The organism is Microcystis sp. LE19-41.2A (assembly GCF_027530405.1).
In the GTDB taxonomy this organism is placed as follows: domain Bacteria; phylum Cyanobacteriota; class Cyanobacteriia; order Cyanobacteriales; family Microcystaceae; genus Microcystis; species Microcystis aeruginosa.
Genome location: NZ_JAPZQJ010000470.1, coordinates 15,640 through 30,364, shown reverse-complemented (window position 1 = coordinate 30,364; position 14,725 = coordinate 15,640). Strand labels below are relative to the sequence as shown.

The 14,725-nt window shown below is 41.5% G+C and carries 16 protein-coding genes, 1 tRNA gene and 2 pseudogenes; 6 read left to right on the top strand and 13 right to left on the bottom strand.

All coding sequences use genetic code 11. The features are described from left to right. Positions 1-95 (top strand): annotated as a pseudogene (locus O9290_RS20105) (IS5/IS1182 family transposase); the annotation flags it as partial. Between the two features lie 437 nt (positions 96-532). Here O9290_RS20105 and O9290_RS20100 read toward each other — a convergent pair. From O9290_RS20100 to O9290_RS20090, 3 genes are all read right to left on the bottom strand, one after another. After that, on the bottom strand, positions 533-868 hold the full coding sequence (locus tag O9290_RS20100) for a HepT-like ribonuclease domain-containing protein (protein WP_288087455.1): 336 nt from the start codon (positions 866-868) through the stop codon (positions 533-535). Further along, positions 865-1,158, bottom strand: coding sequence for a nucleotidyltransferase family protein (locus tag O9290_RS20095; RefSeq protein ID WP_002760266.1), 294 nt, complete (start codon positions 1,156-1,158; stop codon positions 865-867). Before O9290_RS20095 ends, O9290_RS20100 begins: the two co-directional genes overlap by 4 nt. Before the next feature lie 281 nt (positions 1,159-1,439). Then, a tRNA-Pro gene (locus O9290_RS20090) sits at positions 1,440-1,513 on the bottom strand. A 71-nt stretch (positions 1,514-1,584) separates the two neighbouring features. Between O9290_RS20090 and lipA the strand changes: the two genes are divergently transcribed. Next, positions 1,585-2,490 (top strand): lipoyl synthase, encoded by a 906-nt coding sequence (gene lipA / locus O9290_RS20085; RefSeq protein WP_071890084.1) that lies wholly within the window; start codon positions 1,585-1,587, stop codon positions 2,488-2,490. Here the strand turns inward: lipA and rdgB are convergent. After that, positions 2,453-3,046, bottom strand: a complete 594-nt coding sequence (gene rdgB, locus O9290_RS20080; RefSeq protein WP_288055728.1) for an RdgB/HAM1 family non-canonical purine NTP pyrophosphatase — start codon at positions 3,044-3,046, stop codon at positions 2,453-2,455. The two genes, lipA and rdgB, sit on opposite strands and share 38 nt — an antisense overlap. Before the next feature lie 397 nt (positions 3,047-3,443). Here rdgB and O9290_RS20075 point away from each other — a divergent pair, with 397 nt between their 5' ends. The 4 genes and pseudogenes from O9290_RS20075 (at position 3,444) to O9290_RS20065 (ending at position 7,087) form a co-directional block, all read left to right on the top strand. After that, entirely contained in the window at positions 3,444-4,142 is a 699-nt protein-coding gene (locus tag O9290_RS20075; RefSeq protein ID WP_002760894.1) for an AraC family transcriptional regulator ligand-binding domain-containing protein, read from the top strand. A gap of 109 nt (positions 4,143-4,251) precedes the next feature. Then, entirely contained in the window at positions 4,252-4,554 is a 303-nt protein-coding gene (locus tag O9290_RS20070; RefSeq protein WP_002760893.1) for a helix-turn-helix transcriptional regulator, read from the top strand. 582 nt (positions 4,555-5,136) lie between these two features. Continuing rightward, positions 5,137-5,241 (top strand): annotated as a pseudogene (locus O9290_RS28575) (DUF433 domain-containing protein); the annotation flags it as partial. 781 nt (positions 5,242-6,022) lie between these two features. After that, complete coding sequence (locus O9290_RS20065) at positions 6,023-7,087, top strand: endonuclease/exonuclease/phosphatase family protein (protein WP_287726232.1); 1,065 nt, start codon at positions 6,023-6,025, stop codon at positions 7,085-7,087. Between the two features lie 281 nt (positions 7,088-7,368). On the opposite strand, the gene O9290_RS20060 is transcribed toward O9290_RS20065, so the two are convergent. From O9290_RS20060 to O9290_RS20020, 9 genes are all read right to left on the bottom strand, one after another. Then, positions 7,369-7,665 carry a type II toxin-antitoxin system PemK/MazF family toxin gene (locus O9290_RS20060; protein WP_288087453.1) on the bottom strand — a complete coding sequence of 99 codons (297 nt, stop codon included), beginning with the start codon at positions 7,663-7,665 and terminating at the stop codon, positions 7,369-7,371. A 238-nt stretch (positions 7,666-7,903) separates the two neighbouring features. After that, positions 7,904-8,263, bottom strand: coding sequence for a DUF5615 family PIN-like protein (locus O9290_RS20055; RefSeq protein WP_002732058.1), 360 nt, complete (start codon positions 8,261-8,263; stop codon positions 7,904-7,906). After that, positions 8,241-8,588: a DUF433 domain-containing protein gene (locus O9290_RS20050; RefSeq protein WP_045358164.1), complete on the bottom strand. Its 348-nt coding sequence runs from the start codon at positions 8,586-8,588 to the stop codon at positions 8,241-8,243. The genes O9290_RS20055 and O9290_RS20050 overlap by 23 nt, the downstream gene beginning before the upstream one ends. A 135-nt stretch (positions 8,589-8,723) precedes the next feature. Next, complete coding sequence (psbA, locus tag O9290_RS20045; RefSeq protein WP_002731626.1) at positions 8,724-9,806, bottom strand: photosystem II q(b) protein; 1,083 nt, start codon at positions 9,804-9,806, stop codon at positions 8,724-8,726. 428 nt (positions 9,807-10,234) lie between these two features. Next, complete coding sequence (locus O9290_RS20040; protein WP_288087451.1) at positions 10,235-11,575, bottom strand: peptidoglycan-binding protein; 1,341 nt, start codon at positions 11,573-11,575, stop codon at positions 10,235-10,237. A gap of 181 nt (positions 11,576-11,756) precedes the next feature. Beyond that, positions 11,757-11,978 carry a hypothetical protein gene (locus O9290_RS20035; RefSeq protein WP_288087450.1) on the bottom strand — a complete coding sequence of 74 codons (222 nt, stop codon included), beginning with the start codon at positions 11,976-11,978 and terminating at the stop codon, positions 11,757-11,759. A gap of 39 nt (positions 11,979-12,017) precedes the next feature. Further along, positions 12,018-12,431, bottom strand: coding sequence for a hypothetical protein (locus O9290_RS20030; protein WP_288087449.1), 414 nt, complete (start codon positions 12,429-12,431; stop codon positions 12,018-12,020). A 2-nt stretch (positions 12,432-12,433) separates the two neighbouring features. Further along, positions 12,434-13,285 (bottom strand): hypothetical protein, encoded by an 852-nt coding sequence (locus tag O9290_RS20025; protein ID WP_288087447.1) that lies wholly within the window; start codon positions 13,283-13,285, stop codon positions 12,434-12,436. A 36-nt stretch (positions 13,286-13,321) separates the two neighbouring features. Next, entirely contained in the window at positions 13,322-14,512 is a 1,191-nt protein-coding gene (locus O9290_RS20020; protein WP_288087445.1) for an RlpA-like double-psi beta-barrel domain-containing protein, read from the bottom strand. Positions 14,513-14,725 lie beyond the last annotated feature (213 nt).

The window sequence follows — 14,725 nt, the reverse complement described above, 5'->3', positions numbered from 1 at the left end:
AATATCGGAATCGTCGTCGAAGATATAGTTTAAGAGTTAACTTGTTGGCGGCTATTTATAACTGTGAGTTAGGGATAGGTATAGCAGCTTCTTAAAAGTTGCCTAAAGATTAATCAAGTCAAGGAGAATTTATTCTCAATTATAAAAATTGAGATAGTTTGTGCCGCTTAAATAAAGAGGTTTTGATAACCAAATTAAAGCAGCTCTAAAGAGTTTTGAGTTAAAAGTTAAACTTCAAGTTTTCATTCAGGACGAATGTACTGGTTAACTAATTTTTTTGGGAAAATTAGTTAACCAATCATTATAACATATAATTAATTTGCAAGAGTTCTATTGATTCATGAATCAACCTACTAAGTCGGTAGGCTTTAAAAATTATCAAATGCCCCCCTTATCAAGGGGGGATTAAGGGGGGATCGACACCCCCCTTATCAAGGGGGATCCCCCCGCCTATCGGCACCCCCCTTATCAAGGGGGGCAGGGGGGATCGAACCTAAAACCCAACAGTTTTAAATAATTGGACTGGGTTTCGTCAAATCAATTCCTGTAAAATAGCTTCGATTTGTTGTTTTAGAGGAGGAATGTCATTTTCAACAATATCCCAAATAATCTCTAGATTGATACGAAAATATTCATGAATAGTTAAGTTTCTTAGATCGCTGGCATCTCGCCAAGTAACTTCGGGGTATCTTGCTTGAAATTCTTGAGAAGTTGCTCTCGCTGCTTCACCAATAATTTGTAAATGATAGACAATCCAAGTTTGAATTAATTCTTGTTGTTCAAACACGGTTTTTCCCTGTGGAGCATACTTTTCTACCCGCTCAATTGCTTCTAAAATATCCCGCAAGCGTTCGGTATCATCTCTCATAGTGGTATTGCTTCTTTAAGTACCCGCTCTCTGATTCTATCTTTAAGTCCCTGTTCGGTAACAATATCAACTTTGCAGCCTAACAAAGCTTCGAGTTCTCGAATTAACGGCAAAGGAAACCAGGGACTCCGACGTTCGCTACAATAATCAATTAATAAATCAATATCGCTTTTTTCGTCAGCTTCTCCCCGTGCGACAGAACCAAAGATTCGCACGTTATTTGCGCCGTGTTTAGCAGCAATAGCAATGATTTTTTCTCGTTTGTTTTTGAGTAATTCCTCAATTTTCATGATCTAAGTAGGTAGGCGTTAAAAGTTGTCAGACACCCCCCTTATCAAGGGGGGCAGGGGGGATCGGCACCCCCCTTATCAAGGGGGGATTAAGGGGGGATCGGCACCCCCCTTATCAAGGGGGGATTAAGGGGGGATCGGCACCCCCCTTATCAAGGGGGGATTAAGGGGGGATCGAACCTAAAATCCATTTTTAATTTAATTATAACCAGCTACTTACTGACAATTTTTAACACCTATCTACTTAACCATAGAACAGATTACACCTTGATTGTCTTTAATCGGGATGACAGGATTCGAACCTGCGGCCCCTTCGTCCCGAACGAAGTGCGCTACCAAGCTGCGCTACATCCCGAAAGTTTTTAGCTAAATTATCATAGCATATTCTGCCTTGATTGGGTCGAGACTTGCTAGGATATTACAGATATAGGCAAAAATTATCGGAGTAGTTCAGGCGTGACGGTCAAACCAGAGTGGTTACGGGTAAAAGCACCGCAATGGCAGCGAGTCGGCAGTGTTAAGGAAGTTTTACGCGATTTAGGCTTAAATACCGTTTGTGAGGAGGCTTCCTGTCCCAATATCGGCGAATGTTTCCACGCGGGGACGGCTACCTTTTTAATTATGGGTCCTGCTTGCACTCGCGCCTGTCCTTACTGTGATATAGATTTTGAGAAAAAACCGCAACCTTTAGACTCCACGGAACCCCAGCGACTAGCGGCAGCCGTGCAACGTCTCGATCTTAATCATGTAGTGATCACTTCTGTCAATCGCGATGATTTGGCTGATGGGGGCGCTAGTCAATTTGTCCGTTGTATCGAGGAAATTCGCCGCATTTCCCCAAAAACCACCATCGAAGTGCTGATTCCCGATCTTTGTGGCAATTGGCAGGCTTTAGCTTTAATTCTTGCCGCTAAACCTGAAGTTTTAAACCACAATACCGAAACTGTTCCCCGTCTCTACCGTCGTGTGCGTCCCCAGGGTGATTACCAGCGTTCTCTAGAATTATTGCAGCGCGCTCGCGCCATTGTTCCCGCTACCTACACAAAATCGGGCATTATGGTGGGATTGGGGGAAACCGACGAGGAAGTGCGCCAAGTAATGCGCGATTTACGGGCCGTCGATTGTGATATTCTCACCATCGGGCAGTATCTGCAACCATCGCCAAAACATCTCGGTGTACAGGAATTTATCACCCCCGAACAGTTCCACGCTTGGCGCGAATATGGGGAGTCTCTGGGATTTTTACAAATTGTTGCGAGTCCCTTGACAAGAAGCTCTTATCATGCTGAACAAGTCAGAGCCTTGATGAATTTGTACCCGCGAGAGTCTTGAGATGGGGCAGCAATTGCTCAAAAGCTCGTCCTCGGTGGCTAATTTTTCTTTTTAATTCGGGAGACATTTCCGCAAAGGTTAAAGCGTATTCGGGAACATAAAAAATCGGATCGTAACCAAAACCACCTTTACCCCTAGGACTGGTTAAAATTTCTCCCGTACAGATTCCTGTGGCGCTCAAGGCAATCTCACCATCGGGACGGGCGATCGCAATTACACAGACAAAACGGGCCGAGCGATCCTGATTATCTCCTAATTCTCTGACGAGGCGATCGATTCTTTCTCGATCATTTTCACCGTAGCGGGCCGAGTAAATCCCCGGGGCATTTCCTAACCCGGTTACTTCCAATCCCGAATCATCAGCGATCGACCATTCTCCCAATGTTAGGGCAATTTGAGCAGCTTTTAAATAGGCATTTTCGGCAAAAGTCGCCCCGGTTTCCTCTATCTCTAAATCATCGGGTTTTAACTGCAATTCTAGGTCAATATCAGTTAAGTATTCGCCTATCTCTGCTAATTTACCCAGGTTACTCGTGGCTAGAATTAATTTTTTCATCGAAAATAATCGGTTTGAAACCCCAGCCTAAAAGGACGGCTTGACGTTGAGAATATTTCACTATACACTAAAGCTACAGTAAAAACTTTTAACTCCCTGACTGCTTTGGATCGGACGGACATTTCCCCCTGATTATTGCGAGGATTAAAGTTAAGTAGGGAGGCACAATTATTTGTAGGATGGGTTAGCGGTAGCGTAACCCATGCGGGCGTTGGGTTTCATGCTTCAACCCAACCTACGTTCATCTTATATTTAATTCCACCCACCCACTTAGATGGTAGTTTTCACAATTTCGACATTCAAGATTGTAGCGTGTCATCAAAATTTTTCTTGCCATCTCACGCCAAAATCGCGATAATCTTCACAGTTTCCTTTCGCCGACTTGTTCTCTAATGAGATGAAATATATCCCCCTGCTTCGGGTTAATACTTTGTTACCCTTTGTTACGTTTCTTCATCGCATCGGTTCCCCCACGGAAAAATTATTAGAGGAGGTAAAATTACCCTTATTTGCGCTCGATCATCCCGAATCTTTAATCCCACGTCATCAGGCCTTCTCGTTGATCGAGAAAGCGGCGCACAGAGAAGGTATAGACAACTTAGGATTATTAGTAGGGAAGGCAACTTCGATCGCTGATTTAGGGACTTTCAGGCGAATTATTTGTCAGTCTTTGACTGTCTATGATGCTTTTAATACGGTCAAAAACATGATCACTGCTAACAATTCAGGGGAAATATTCTGGATTAAAGAACAGGAAGAAACCGCTTATTTTTGTCAGCGTTATCTCCACAATCAGGAGGTTAATTGTCATTATGCTGCCCAATTTGCTTCAAGACTGATGATCGAATTAGTTAGTATCGCCCTAGGAAAATTATGGCAGCCACCGACAATTTATCTTCAGGGTGAGCGGGGCTGCGAATTAAAAGATGAATCTTTAAGCAGAACTAAAATTCGTGCGGGAATGGGATTTACCGCTATTGTTTTTCCTCGTTCTTTTCTGAGTTTACCTCTTAAATTTTCCGTAGCTTTAGATAATAAACCGAGTCAAAAAGATCGGGAAAATCTCTATTCTTCCTCCCCTGTACAGAATATATAGCGGTTCTCGCATCTGTGCGGCACACTTAAACCTTTGCTGATTAAGCTGTTCAGGATCGGGAATGTACCTCTTGTGAATCAGAAACGCTATAAGTGGCTCTTTAAAACAGGTGATTACTCCTCTTTTACCCAACGGTTATCCCGATATTAACTTAGCCAAAGAAATCACCGGCATGAGTGTCCGTACCCTACAAAGAAGGTTAGGAGAAGAAGGTTTAACCTATACTCAGGTAGTGGAAAAAATTCGTTTTGAGCAAGCAGTTTTGTGGCTGCAGGAACCCCAGATAAAATTAATTGATATTGCCATGGAATTAGGTTACAGTGATACCGCCCATTTTACTCGCGCTTTTAAGCGTTGGACAGGATTATCACCTCGGGATTTTCGTCGTCAAAAATTGGCTAATTATCAATAGACCTCTAGAGGAGGGGTAAGGGGCCAGTGTTCTCGGAGTCTGGACAAGAAAACACCAAGAGATTGAACAAAATTAATTACACCTATGGAAGGGACTATTGCAAGAGTGCCTATCCTAACCAAAAAATTAAGGCTCTCTTGGTTTAGCTTGGTTAAATATGGCCTAGCATACAGTTTTTCTCAGGTGATCCCAGAAAGATTAAGGATAAACCACGGAGGCACAAAGAACACAGAGAGGAAGACAGATTCGAGCGGTAAAACTTATCACTTACATTCCAGCAGAGGATGTCAGCTTGTTCCAAATTCAGGCGTTGAGAAGTTTATGCCACTTTTCTGATCGGCTTCTGGCAAAAGTCAAAAAGTAATCAATAATGATATGCAAGGGTTAATTATTGCGGCTCTTCGGTTTGTGTTATGCAATGGACGGGGGTTATAAGGGATGGAACCCTTATAGAGAAAGGCATTTAGCGATTTTTGTCAATTGTTTTTTATCTAGAGCTAACTAATCAATTAAGTCTCTTGCCAGATAAGGATTTAGTCGATTTATGCCCCCCTATCGAACCATACCAGGTAAAGAAGAACCGATTTAGCCAAAGTTTATGCGGCTCTAACTTACTATCATGCCAACAGGGAAGAAATTGAAACTGATTTAGCACAAGAAGAAGCTGAGGTGAAACAGTTTGAATAGGAATGGCTTCAATCTAAGTTAAATAAATAGTCAGGCTGGCATTATATTTGGATGAAGACTCGATGGATCAGAGCCTTGTAGCGGCTTTAAGAGCCAGAGGAGTCGATGTGATAACGGCTACATAAGCAGGAATGTTGGGGCGCTCCGATTCAGAACGATTAGACTATTGGTCTGTCAATTCTAAAATAACGGGTTGAGACAAGCAGGGGAAGCAGGGGTAGATTTATCCTTCAATTCAATCTTGACAGACCACTATGCTACTGGTCGAGGAAGGTTACTATAGCATTTCCTGTTCGCAAGAGGCCTGTCGATGGTGAAAAGTTTAATCAGTAAAGGTTTAACTGTGCTACACAGATGTGAGAACCGCTATGTACCCCACATTCCGCACCCTAAAGTGTCACATTGAAAATTTTATCCAAATCGTCAAAACGATTGCTGGCTCTGAATTACAGGCTAATTTGTTAGCCCAGCAGATGCACAATTAGCCCTAAAAATCTGATAGCTCTGATACCAAATTATTGAGATAAACTGTCATTAAGCTGGCGATCGCTGACTAGAGTGTGACACTTCATAATTCTTAGTAATCGCTAAAAGTCTTACCATACAAGGGCTAGAGCAACTTTTGATTTCAACGACTAGGGTGCGGAATGTGGGATGTACGAGACAACCAATCCAAAATACCATTCAATCAAAGACAGAATTAAATTGCTTGTTCCTGTGAATGCCGTTTTCACCCCTAAACGCTTACTATGATGAACAGTAAACCGTACAGGTCAAACACATGAAAAGACTGCTCGGTATTGTCATCTTGATAGTAGCTTGGGGAGGCTTTATCTTTGCCGACCCATCCCTCGCCTTAGATGTAGAGGTAGGTCAGCAAGTACAGCTTAAAGCCACAAATCCTCAAGGTGTTCCTTTGCACGAAAATCCTTTTCCGAGTTTAAAGGGAAGATTACCCGATGGTGTAACGGCCACAGTGACCGCAACCGATAGGGAAAAGCATTGGCTGAAAGTGCAAATTCCCTCCCAACAAGGTTGGATTATAGAAAAATATGTCGCTCAAGTTTTGGAAGATTCGGTTAACCCGCCTCCGAATCCTCCTATAAACCGGTTGCAATTGGCCACCTATAACGTAGAATCACCAAACTTTAATCCCAGAGACACTACCCCCGACAAAGTGTCCGAGGAAATTACAAAGCATCCAGAGGTCATTCTTTGGGGTCTTGAAGAGGTGATGAATCAGGACGACCTCGATCAGTTTACTCAAGCCATGGGTTCAAAATTTACCTCGGTCTTGGGAGAAACGGGCGGTCAAGATAGATTAGCGATCGCTTACGATCAAAGTCAGTTAGAATTAGTGGGTTCTATCAATAATTTATCTGGTTCTGGAGGGTCAAGAAATCCGCTTGTGGGTAAATTTAAACTTCTTGCGAACGGAACCGAATTTTTATTTATGGTCAACCATTTCAACCGTCGTGAAGAGGAAAGAAGAAACCAACAGGCTGATTTTGTCAGAAATTGGAGCAATCAGCAAAGTTTACCGACGATTATAGTGGGAGACTTTAACTTTGATTTTGATCTCGATGAACGAAGAGGTAATACGGCTTTCAATAAACTAAATCAAGACAACATATTAAAGTGGATTCAACCGGATTGTTTAGCTTCTAATAATTGTCTATCCACTCAATGTAATCCAAATTTTAACAGTATCTTAGATGCTGTTTTTGTCGGTGGAACCGCCAAAAATTGGTCGGCGAGTTCTTCTATAGTTCCTTTTGATTGCTCTAAAGATGCCACGGGATTCCCGGATCATCGTATCGTCAAGGCCGAGTTAAAAGTATCTTAGCCGATGACATTCAGGAATTATCGAGCGAATTTGGTTGTTTAACATTTCATAATGTACAAAAAAGGTCGGGGCGAACATTAGCTCACCCCGACCTTTTTCGTCGTAATTATTTGATTAGAACTTAACCATTGATAGCAGGGGCTGTCAGAGCTACGGTAGCTTGTTCACCACTAGCCAAGTCTAAGGGAAAATGGATTCTTTAAATCCTTTTATAACCCCTATTATTCGAGTTCTTGAGGTTCAATAACCAACTTAATTCCCTGAATAATTAATTTGATTTTTTACCGAGAAATTCTTCCGATAGACTCTGTTAAAAGACGTTTATCAACCGTAAAAACCTGTGAAACATTAAAAACACTGGATTCAGGTAAATTCCCTTCACCCTCATTCAATAAAACATTACCAATAGCTTTTGCTCGTCTCAAATTGGTTGTTAATGGACACACAATAACCGTCCCAATTTGTGACTGATTCAGAGCATCATTTCGCACCACAACACAAGGACAAAGATAAGCAGGTTCAGAACCTTGTGGTTTTCCTACATCAATCCAATAAATCTCACCTTGAAAAATCGTCATATTTACTCAGATAATTGGCGTTGATGATGGCGTGTTCCCTCTAACATCAAAGTTTCTGATTCATCCGATCTATCACTATAAGCTTCATTCCAACTATCCATTAATACCTGTTTAGTTATTTTTTGATTATTCAATCCTAATTATTGATGTAACTTCTCCAATAACCATTGTTTATCTTCATCTCCCCTGATTCAACGCCTAAGACAACTAAAAATAAAACAGAAACAGCAAGTAGTATTTATAAAGGAATATGAGTAATCCGGTCTTGATAATCTTGGGCATCGCCTAATAAAGCAATGAGAATTAAATTCTCAATAATCTCTTTGATTGTTGCTTTAGGACGCAAGACAAAAATCCCTGGACTATGACGACTTTGTGCCAGATGATCAGCTAAATGAACAGGCATAGAAGTCCGATTATTTGTGACTAAAATAAAGTGATTTGCTTCGCACCAAATTAAAATTTCTGGGTCTAAGGTGCTTTTCGACGGAACACCAGGTTCGCCAATCATCCAAACCGTTAAATCAGAGTGACGGCGCAATAATTGCTCCCGATACAGCGGCGGTAAATTTTCATCAATTAGATACTGAATACTCATTGATATTTTCTGCTGCTATTTCCGCCTTGAATTTCCGCATTTTCTCCACAAAAGCGGGAGGGTTCAAATCCTGTTCTTGTTCTCCTTTTTGACAATGTTCTAGCCATTCTGCCAGATATTGACTAACTCGGTCTTTTTCATGCAGGTAATAGAGAATAGTGGCATGGATTTGTTCTAGGGTAAGGGTAGGATAAATTTGCCCGATTTCTTCAGGGGTACGGGCGCGGTAAATGTATTCATATAAGATAGTTTCAATGCCAATGCGGGAGTTTTTTAAGCGAATGTCATTGGGAGTCAAAAAATTAAAGTAGTCTTCGAGTTGCATCGGTTAATACTCCTATTGATAAATTCGTACTTTTTTGTATCATCAATCAAGCCAATAAATCTCTTCTTGAATATTATGATTCTAACAACAAAAAAGCACCCCCTCGCGGGAGTGCCTTTTCGTTCAGACTAGAACTTAACCATTGATAGCAGGAGCGGTCAGAGCTACAGGAGCCTGTTCACCACTAGCCAAGTCTAAGGGGAAGTTGTGAGCATTGCGCTCGTGCATTACTTCCATACCGATACCAGCGCGGTTTAACACATCGGCCCAAGTACCGATTACACGACCTTGAGAATCGAGAATCGACTGGTTGAAGTTGAAACCGTTGAGGTTGAACGCCATGGTGCTAACACCCATTGCCGTAAACCAGATACCGATTACCGGCCAAGCACCTAAGAAGAAGTGCAGGGAGCGGCTGTTGTTGAAAGAAGCGTATTGGAAGATTAAGCGTCCGAAGTAACCGTGAGCGGCAACGATGTTGTAGGTTTCTTCCTCTTGACCGAATTTGTAACCGTAGTTCTGAGATTCGATTTCAGTGGTTTCACGCACTAAGGAAGAAGTTACTAGAGAACCGTGCATTGCACTGAACAAGGAACCGCCGAACACACCAGCCACACCTAACATATGGAAGGGGTGCATGAGAATGTTATGTTCTGCTTGGAACACAAACATAAAGTTGAAGGTTCCAGAGATTCCTAAAGGCATACCATCAGAGAAAGAACCTTGTCCGATGGGGTAGATTAAGAATACAGCAGTAGCGGCGGATACAGGTGCCGAGTAAGCTACACAAATCCAAGGACGCATTCCTAAACGGAAAGACAGTTCCCACTGACGACCGAGGTAGCAGAAAACACCTAGTAAGAAGTGGAAAATGACTAACTGGTAGGGACCACCGTTGTATAACCACTCATCTAAGGAAGCTGCTTCCCAGATGGGGTAGAAGTGGAGTCCAATCGCATTGGAAGAGGGAACAACCGCACCGGAGATGATGTTGTTTCCGTAGAGTAGGGAACCAGCTACAGGCTCGCGGATACCGTCGATATCTACGGGAGGAGCGGCGATAAAGGCGATGATGAAGCAGGTGGTGGCGGTGAGCAGGGTGGGGATCATGATCACACCGAACCAGCCGACATAAAGACGGTTGTTGGTGCTGGTGATCCACTGGCAGAACTGCTCCCACAGGGAAGCGCTCTCGCGCTGTTGTAAGGTGGTGGTCATTGGTTTATGAGTGCGGTTTTATTGATTTATGATGTTCTAATCTTAAGGGTTATGTAACGGTTTGTAAAGTTTCTTAACATTCAGTATTACTTGTCGGGGTGATAAGGTGGACTTATATATCTTGGTTTTAGGTTTGATATCGAGTTCAGTTATTAAAAACCGATCATTTATTCATCCTCTTGCCCCTTGCCTGTTGCCTCTCCCGATATGTGGTCTATAAGACCTCTTGCATAAATCCGAAAACAAACGATAGAAACAATAATGGGAGGGACTTTCAGTTAATTATTTATTAGTAGTTGATAATCTTCAAAAATGTTGCTGTACAAGGATCGAATTAAGACTTTTGCAAGAGGTCTATACTCAACCGATTTAGTATGACTCGATTAAGGTGGATTAAAAATGGCTTAATCCACCCCAATCGTCAACTATTAAGCACGGAGGAAGTAAGCAAAGGCACTTTTCCCGCCTGGAATGGCATTTGTATGACGGGTATGGCGATATTTTCCCTGATTATCAATTACCCATGCTATATGATTAGCCCGATCAGACCAACCAGCAAACATATAAACGTGATTGGGAATCAGTACACCATCTCTATCTTGCCCAAATTGTCCACCTACAGTTAAAACAACATCTCCTGGTAGAAGATTATTAACATTTGTTGATTTTTCCCAGCCTTTCTCGTCTTGTAGATAGTGGGATAAAGCTGATGTGTTCAACGAGATATTGCCATAACCGTGATCTTCTTTGGGGATAGTATATCCTGATAATCGCAGTGCGCTAGTAATAAAAGCAACACAAGCATTGGTAGTAGTTCCATACCACCTCATAACATCAGCATAAACCTTATCATAATTGCTAGGTTTACTGTAGAACTCGTAAAGTTTCTGTGTAACAGTACGAGTTTTAATTATCTCATCATGTCGTACTACTATGGGGGTAATGTTTGACCAACCAGGGAGTTTTGCGTGATTAAGTCCTGCTCGCCACGTTATTAAGTCAACTTTTCCCGTTTCTTCTAGTCCTAAGTCTTTCTGGAATTTTTTAGTCATGCTGACTGTTTCTTCATCCATTTCTCCACAGATAGTTAACACAGGAAAGTAACCACAACCATTAAGAATGTTTTGCCAAGAAGCGACCGATCCTACCTGAATGGGATCGTCTTCGATCGCCGATGGAGATAAACGGATCAGACCCTTATTTTCCAGTTCTTTCAGTTGTGCCATACAACCGACTTGAGCGCTGACTGCATTAGGATCAAATACGCCGTCACTAACGTATTTTCCTTTAATGTAATGATTAGTCCCTGAGTAAATATAAGCACTTCGACATGGCGGAGTTGTGTCGCGCCCCAGACTTGTCCGATAACCCCAACCATTGTACCCTTCAAGAAACCAAAAGACAGTGGGTAAATCCCAAGATCGTATCGCAGTCGCACCATCATATTCCAAAGCATCAATGGCAGATTCTTTCCAAGTAAAAGGCGGTTGTCCGCCTTGTGGCCTTCCAGGAGGTGCATTAACAGTGCGCGAGGTTAAGGGATCGCCATTATGTAAATGCCTGGTAAACTTAAAACTTGATTCCATACCGTGAATAACCGCGATAACAAACCAAGGAACATCAGTTTCTTGAGCTACCGATTCGTAAGTATCACGATATCTTTCAATTTGTTTGACATACCAAGCAACACCTTCTGCGTAGGCAGGGTTAATTTGGCAGTTTTGCCAAAGGGTCAAATACTCATTTTTTAGTGCTGTTGTAAGTTCCATTTTTTCTACCTCATCTCCTAAATATCTATTTGTTTCTGACTTTTAAGAGTCCTGAATGATCGCCAATTAATAATGTGTTTGGTAAATATCGAAGGCAATTAACAGGAATTCTCTTTGTAGTTTCCGAGAAAAATTTATGGTTGTTCTTCCCGACCGAATCAAGTTATATCTGTTGAAGCAGCTACCACATCATCACCGCAGTTTCCCCAGAGCAATCGCTGTAGCAGAGTCGAATTCGTAGGATATATTTATGGTCTTTTAGCAACTTGACCCGCAGGCTGGCATTTGTATCATCCCCACTATCGTCGTCACTCGCTCGTCTGGGATTAACATCTTCTGTGAAAACCCTCTCCGGTACCTTGGGGAGTGAACAATAAAAAGATTTCTGATTTTGTTCAGTCATAAGTTTCCTCCTTGAAATATAGTCAGCCAGAAATGAAAGTCATTTTCTAGCTTGCTCAGACAGAGCAAAAAGGTAGTTCTCGATATTTTTGAAAGCTTCTGGAGCTTGTTCATAACTTGGGTTGCTCCGATACTTCACTTCTTTTTTTCCCGTCCCCCAACCTATAGTTAGGTTGTAAGGATAATATCGGTATCCCTCTGGAGCACCATAAATATCTTCCAGTCGCTCAAAGTTGCTGCCCTTGATAAATGTTTCTAAGTCTTCCCACTGCTGTTCGGTCAAGATGTTATCGGTTAACAATAATTGCTTACTTCCTGAATGGTTGCCACTGACAGGACTATCGTATTCGTATTCTGTACGAATATGATTAATATATTTGTTCTCAATGTTTATATCATCATTCCAGCTTTTATAATGGACAAACATGAGAGAATTTTCGGTTAGGTTTTTCACAATTATTCTCCAACTTTACAATATTCTTCGGTAGATAAAACTTGCTTAACCTCAATGGGGATAGATACTTGAGTTTGGGTTCCCAAAAAAATGACAAACTCACTCAATCCTGCGTTAGTTTGAAGATTGGTTTTAGGATAAATACCCCAGTCATAAGTATATCCCAATCCAGTAAATGGATAAGGATCGTCCTGAGAGTTGTTATTAGTTAATCTTTCCAGATTTTTTGAAGGATTCCGATTTAGTTCTCGATTTTTGATTTGATTTATAAACCAAGCTTGATAAGCAGAATCAACCCCTTGAGGAAATAGCAAAGTATGAATCGAATTCGTAATAGGTTGAATCGTGCGATCATTAATTTCAGTATCTAGAGTTGGTCTTTTAAGATATTGTGGATGTACCCAGATTTCTGCAACTTTTACATATTCTCGATTGGGAGGCAAACCTAAAAGCTGCTTGAGTCTCAAATTTAGTTGGTTTTTATCAACTCCCGTATTTTTATAGTTAGTACAAAAGTCTTTTAACTCTGGGACAACAGTTACCCAAATTTCTGAAGGTGGAAAAATTTTTTGACCTGATTTATACCCAATTGCTCCAGTAAAAGTCGCTACTAAAACTCGACTATTGCCGGGTTGACCTTCCCAGATTAACTTGGGATTAGATTCAACAATAGCTGTCAAGTTATCTAATACTTCATCCGGGAGGGAATCTGCAGCATCTATTAGGGCATCCTCATAAGCTTTTGATACTGTAGTTTGTGCGGTGGACATTTTTCCAGAAAACGCAAATATCGTAGAGCCAACGATGCTTAAAGCCGTACACAAGCTAAGGAAAATTAGCAGTTTAACTTTCATCAGAATAACCTCCTCGAATTAACCTCACATTTTGTCTCAGTTTTCAGAAAGGGTGATTTCCACAATACAGAGATCATCGGTTTCTAGACCTAGTTTAAGGGCAAGACCAGGAGAAATATCCGCTACTCGTCCAGTCCACTCTGCTGGACCCCAGTCAACAGGTTTAGCCTCAGCAGATTGACCATTTTTAGGATTGGTAACTTTAACAACGGTGGAAATTAAATATCGTCTTGGGGTGACGCTGTAGTTCCAACGACAGGCGATATAGTATTTGTCTGGATTCAGTAACCGTCCTAATCCCTCATCACCATTAGGAGGCTGGAGAAAATAATCAGGCAATTCTTCATAACGATTAACCAAAGCTAATCCTTCAGTTCTTCTCATCCCAGTATCATTAGGTCCGCCAAAAGTTGACATTTTTCCTGTCAGTTTAATGGTTCTCGTTCGTTCCGTTGGAGAAACTAAAGTCATTTGAAAATCAATTTTTTGCAGTAAGTTGCTATCGGCATCAAACGCCATAAAATAAAATGGACGACTAACACCTGGAGTTATCAATGTCTGACCGAAACTCCACTTACCATCTACTGGTTTAACTTCGGCAATTTTGAATGGACCACCAGGTCCCACAGTAACAATAATTTGGGCTACTTCTTTATCTGCCGTACCACTAAAATCAATTGATTCGTAAGTTTTGAGAGTTGACCCGGGTTGAGGAGAAATAACCGTAAAATAGGAAGTCTCTACTAATTCTTGAGGTTTAGGAGTTTCTGGTATGTTATACTCAACGACCAGTGAAATTGTTGAAAAACCCCGTCTTTTATAACTTGCCATAAAGTCTTGAAAATCCTCCCATTCATCTCCGTTACGCAAGACAACACAGCCAGCGGAACCAGGAATGTTAGCATCGAAATGAATCCCAAACTCCCCTCGTGATGGAGGTACAATAACTGGATCTGGCTCAATATAGTAAAAGTTTCCTTCAACCCCTGAAACTCCCCTTTCGTCAAAAGGTGTTGTTCTAACAGAATAATTAGAGATATTGACTGTCTTACAGGCTGGGATTGGACCTTTTCTTCGCACGGATTGACAACTTGATTTCTGCCAACCACTCAACCCAGAAGTAGCGAGGAAAGATTTTACTTCATTTTCCCCATCCATAACCGATAGTTTTCCTGTCAGTAGTTGGTCGGATTGCTTCAAGTTCATTCGGAAACGTAGCCAACTCATAGCTTTTCTCCTTTTCTGAAAAATAACTAGAAAAAAACAAAATTTACTATTGTTTTTCTCTACTTCATAGTCTTTAGACTAAACTTGCACTCTAGATGTCGAACTTCTCTGTCAATTATGTCGGCAAAAAGTAGATCCATTCATAATTTTATCTCTCTTGGGATAGTCCTATAGCGTTTCTCACACTTGGGTGGCGGACAGGAAACGCTATAA

Coding starts and splice junctions, on each gene's coding strand:
- O9290_RS20100 (WP_288087455.1), bottom strand. CDS start 868: ATGAGAGATGATACCGAACGCTTGCGGGATATTTTAGAAGCAATTGAG.
- O9290_RS20095 (WP_002760266.1), bottom strand. CDS start 1,158: ATGAAAATTGAGGAATTACTCAAAAACAAACGAGAAAAAATCATTGCT.
- rdgB (WP_288055728.1), bottom strand. CDS start 3,046: ATGAAAAAATTAATTCTAGCCACGAGTAACCTGGGTAAATTAGCAGAG.
- O9290_RS20075 (WP_002760894.1), top strand. CDS start 3,444: ATGAAATATATCCCCCTGCTTCGGGTTAATACTTTGTTACCCTTTGTT.
- O9290_RS20065 (WP_287726232.1), top strand. CDS start 6,023: ATGAAAAGACTGCTCGGTATTGTCATCTTGATAGTAGCTTGGGGAGGC.
- O9290_RS20060 (WP_288087453.1), bottom strand. CDS start 7,665: ATGACGATTTTTCAAGGTGAGATTTATTGGATTGATGTAGGAAAACCA.
- O9290_RS20055 (WP_002732058.1), bottom strand. CDS start 8,263: ATGAGTATTCAGTATCTAATTGATGAAAATTTACCGCCGCTGTATCGG.
- O9290_RS20050 (WP_045358164.1), bottom strand. CDS start 8,588: ATGCAACTCGAAGACTACTTTAATTTTTTGACTCCCAATGACATTCGC.
- psbA (WP_002731626.1), bottom strand. CDS start 9,806: ATGACCACCACCTTACAACAGCGCGAGAGCGCTTCCCTGTGGGAGCAG.
- O9290_RS20040 (WP_288087451.1), bottom strand. CDS start 11,575: ATGGAACTTACAACAGCACTAAAAAATGAGTATTTGACCCTTTGGCAA.
- O9290_RS20035 (WP_288087450.1), bottom strand. CDS start 11,978: ATGACTGAACAAAATCAGAAATCTTTTTATTGTTCACTCCCCAAGGTA.
- O9290_RS20025 (WP_288087447.1), bottom strand. CDS start 13,285: ATGAAAGTTAAACTGCTAATTTTCCTTAGCTTGTGTACGGCTTTAAGC.
- O9290_RS20020 (WP_288087445.1), bottom strand. CDS start 14,512: ATGAGTTGGCTACGTTTCCGAATGAACTTGAAGCAATCCGACCAACTA.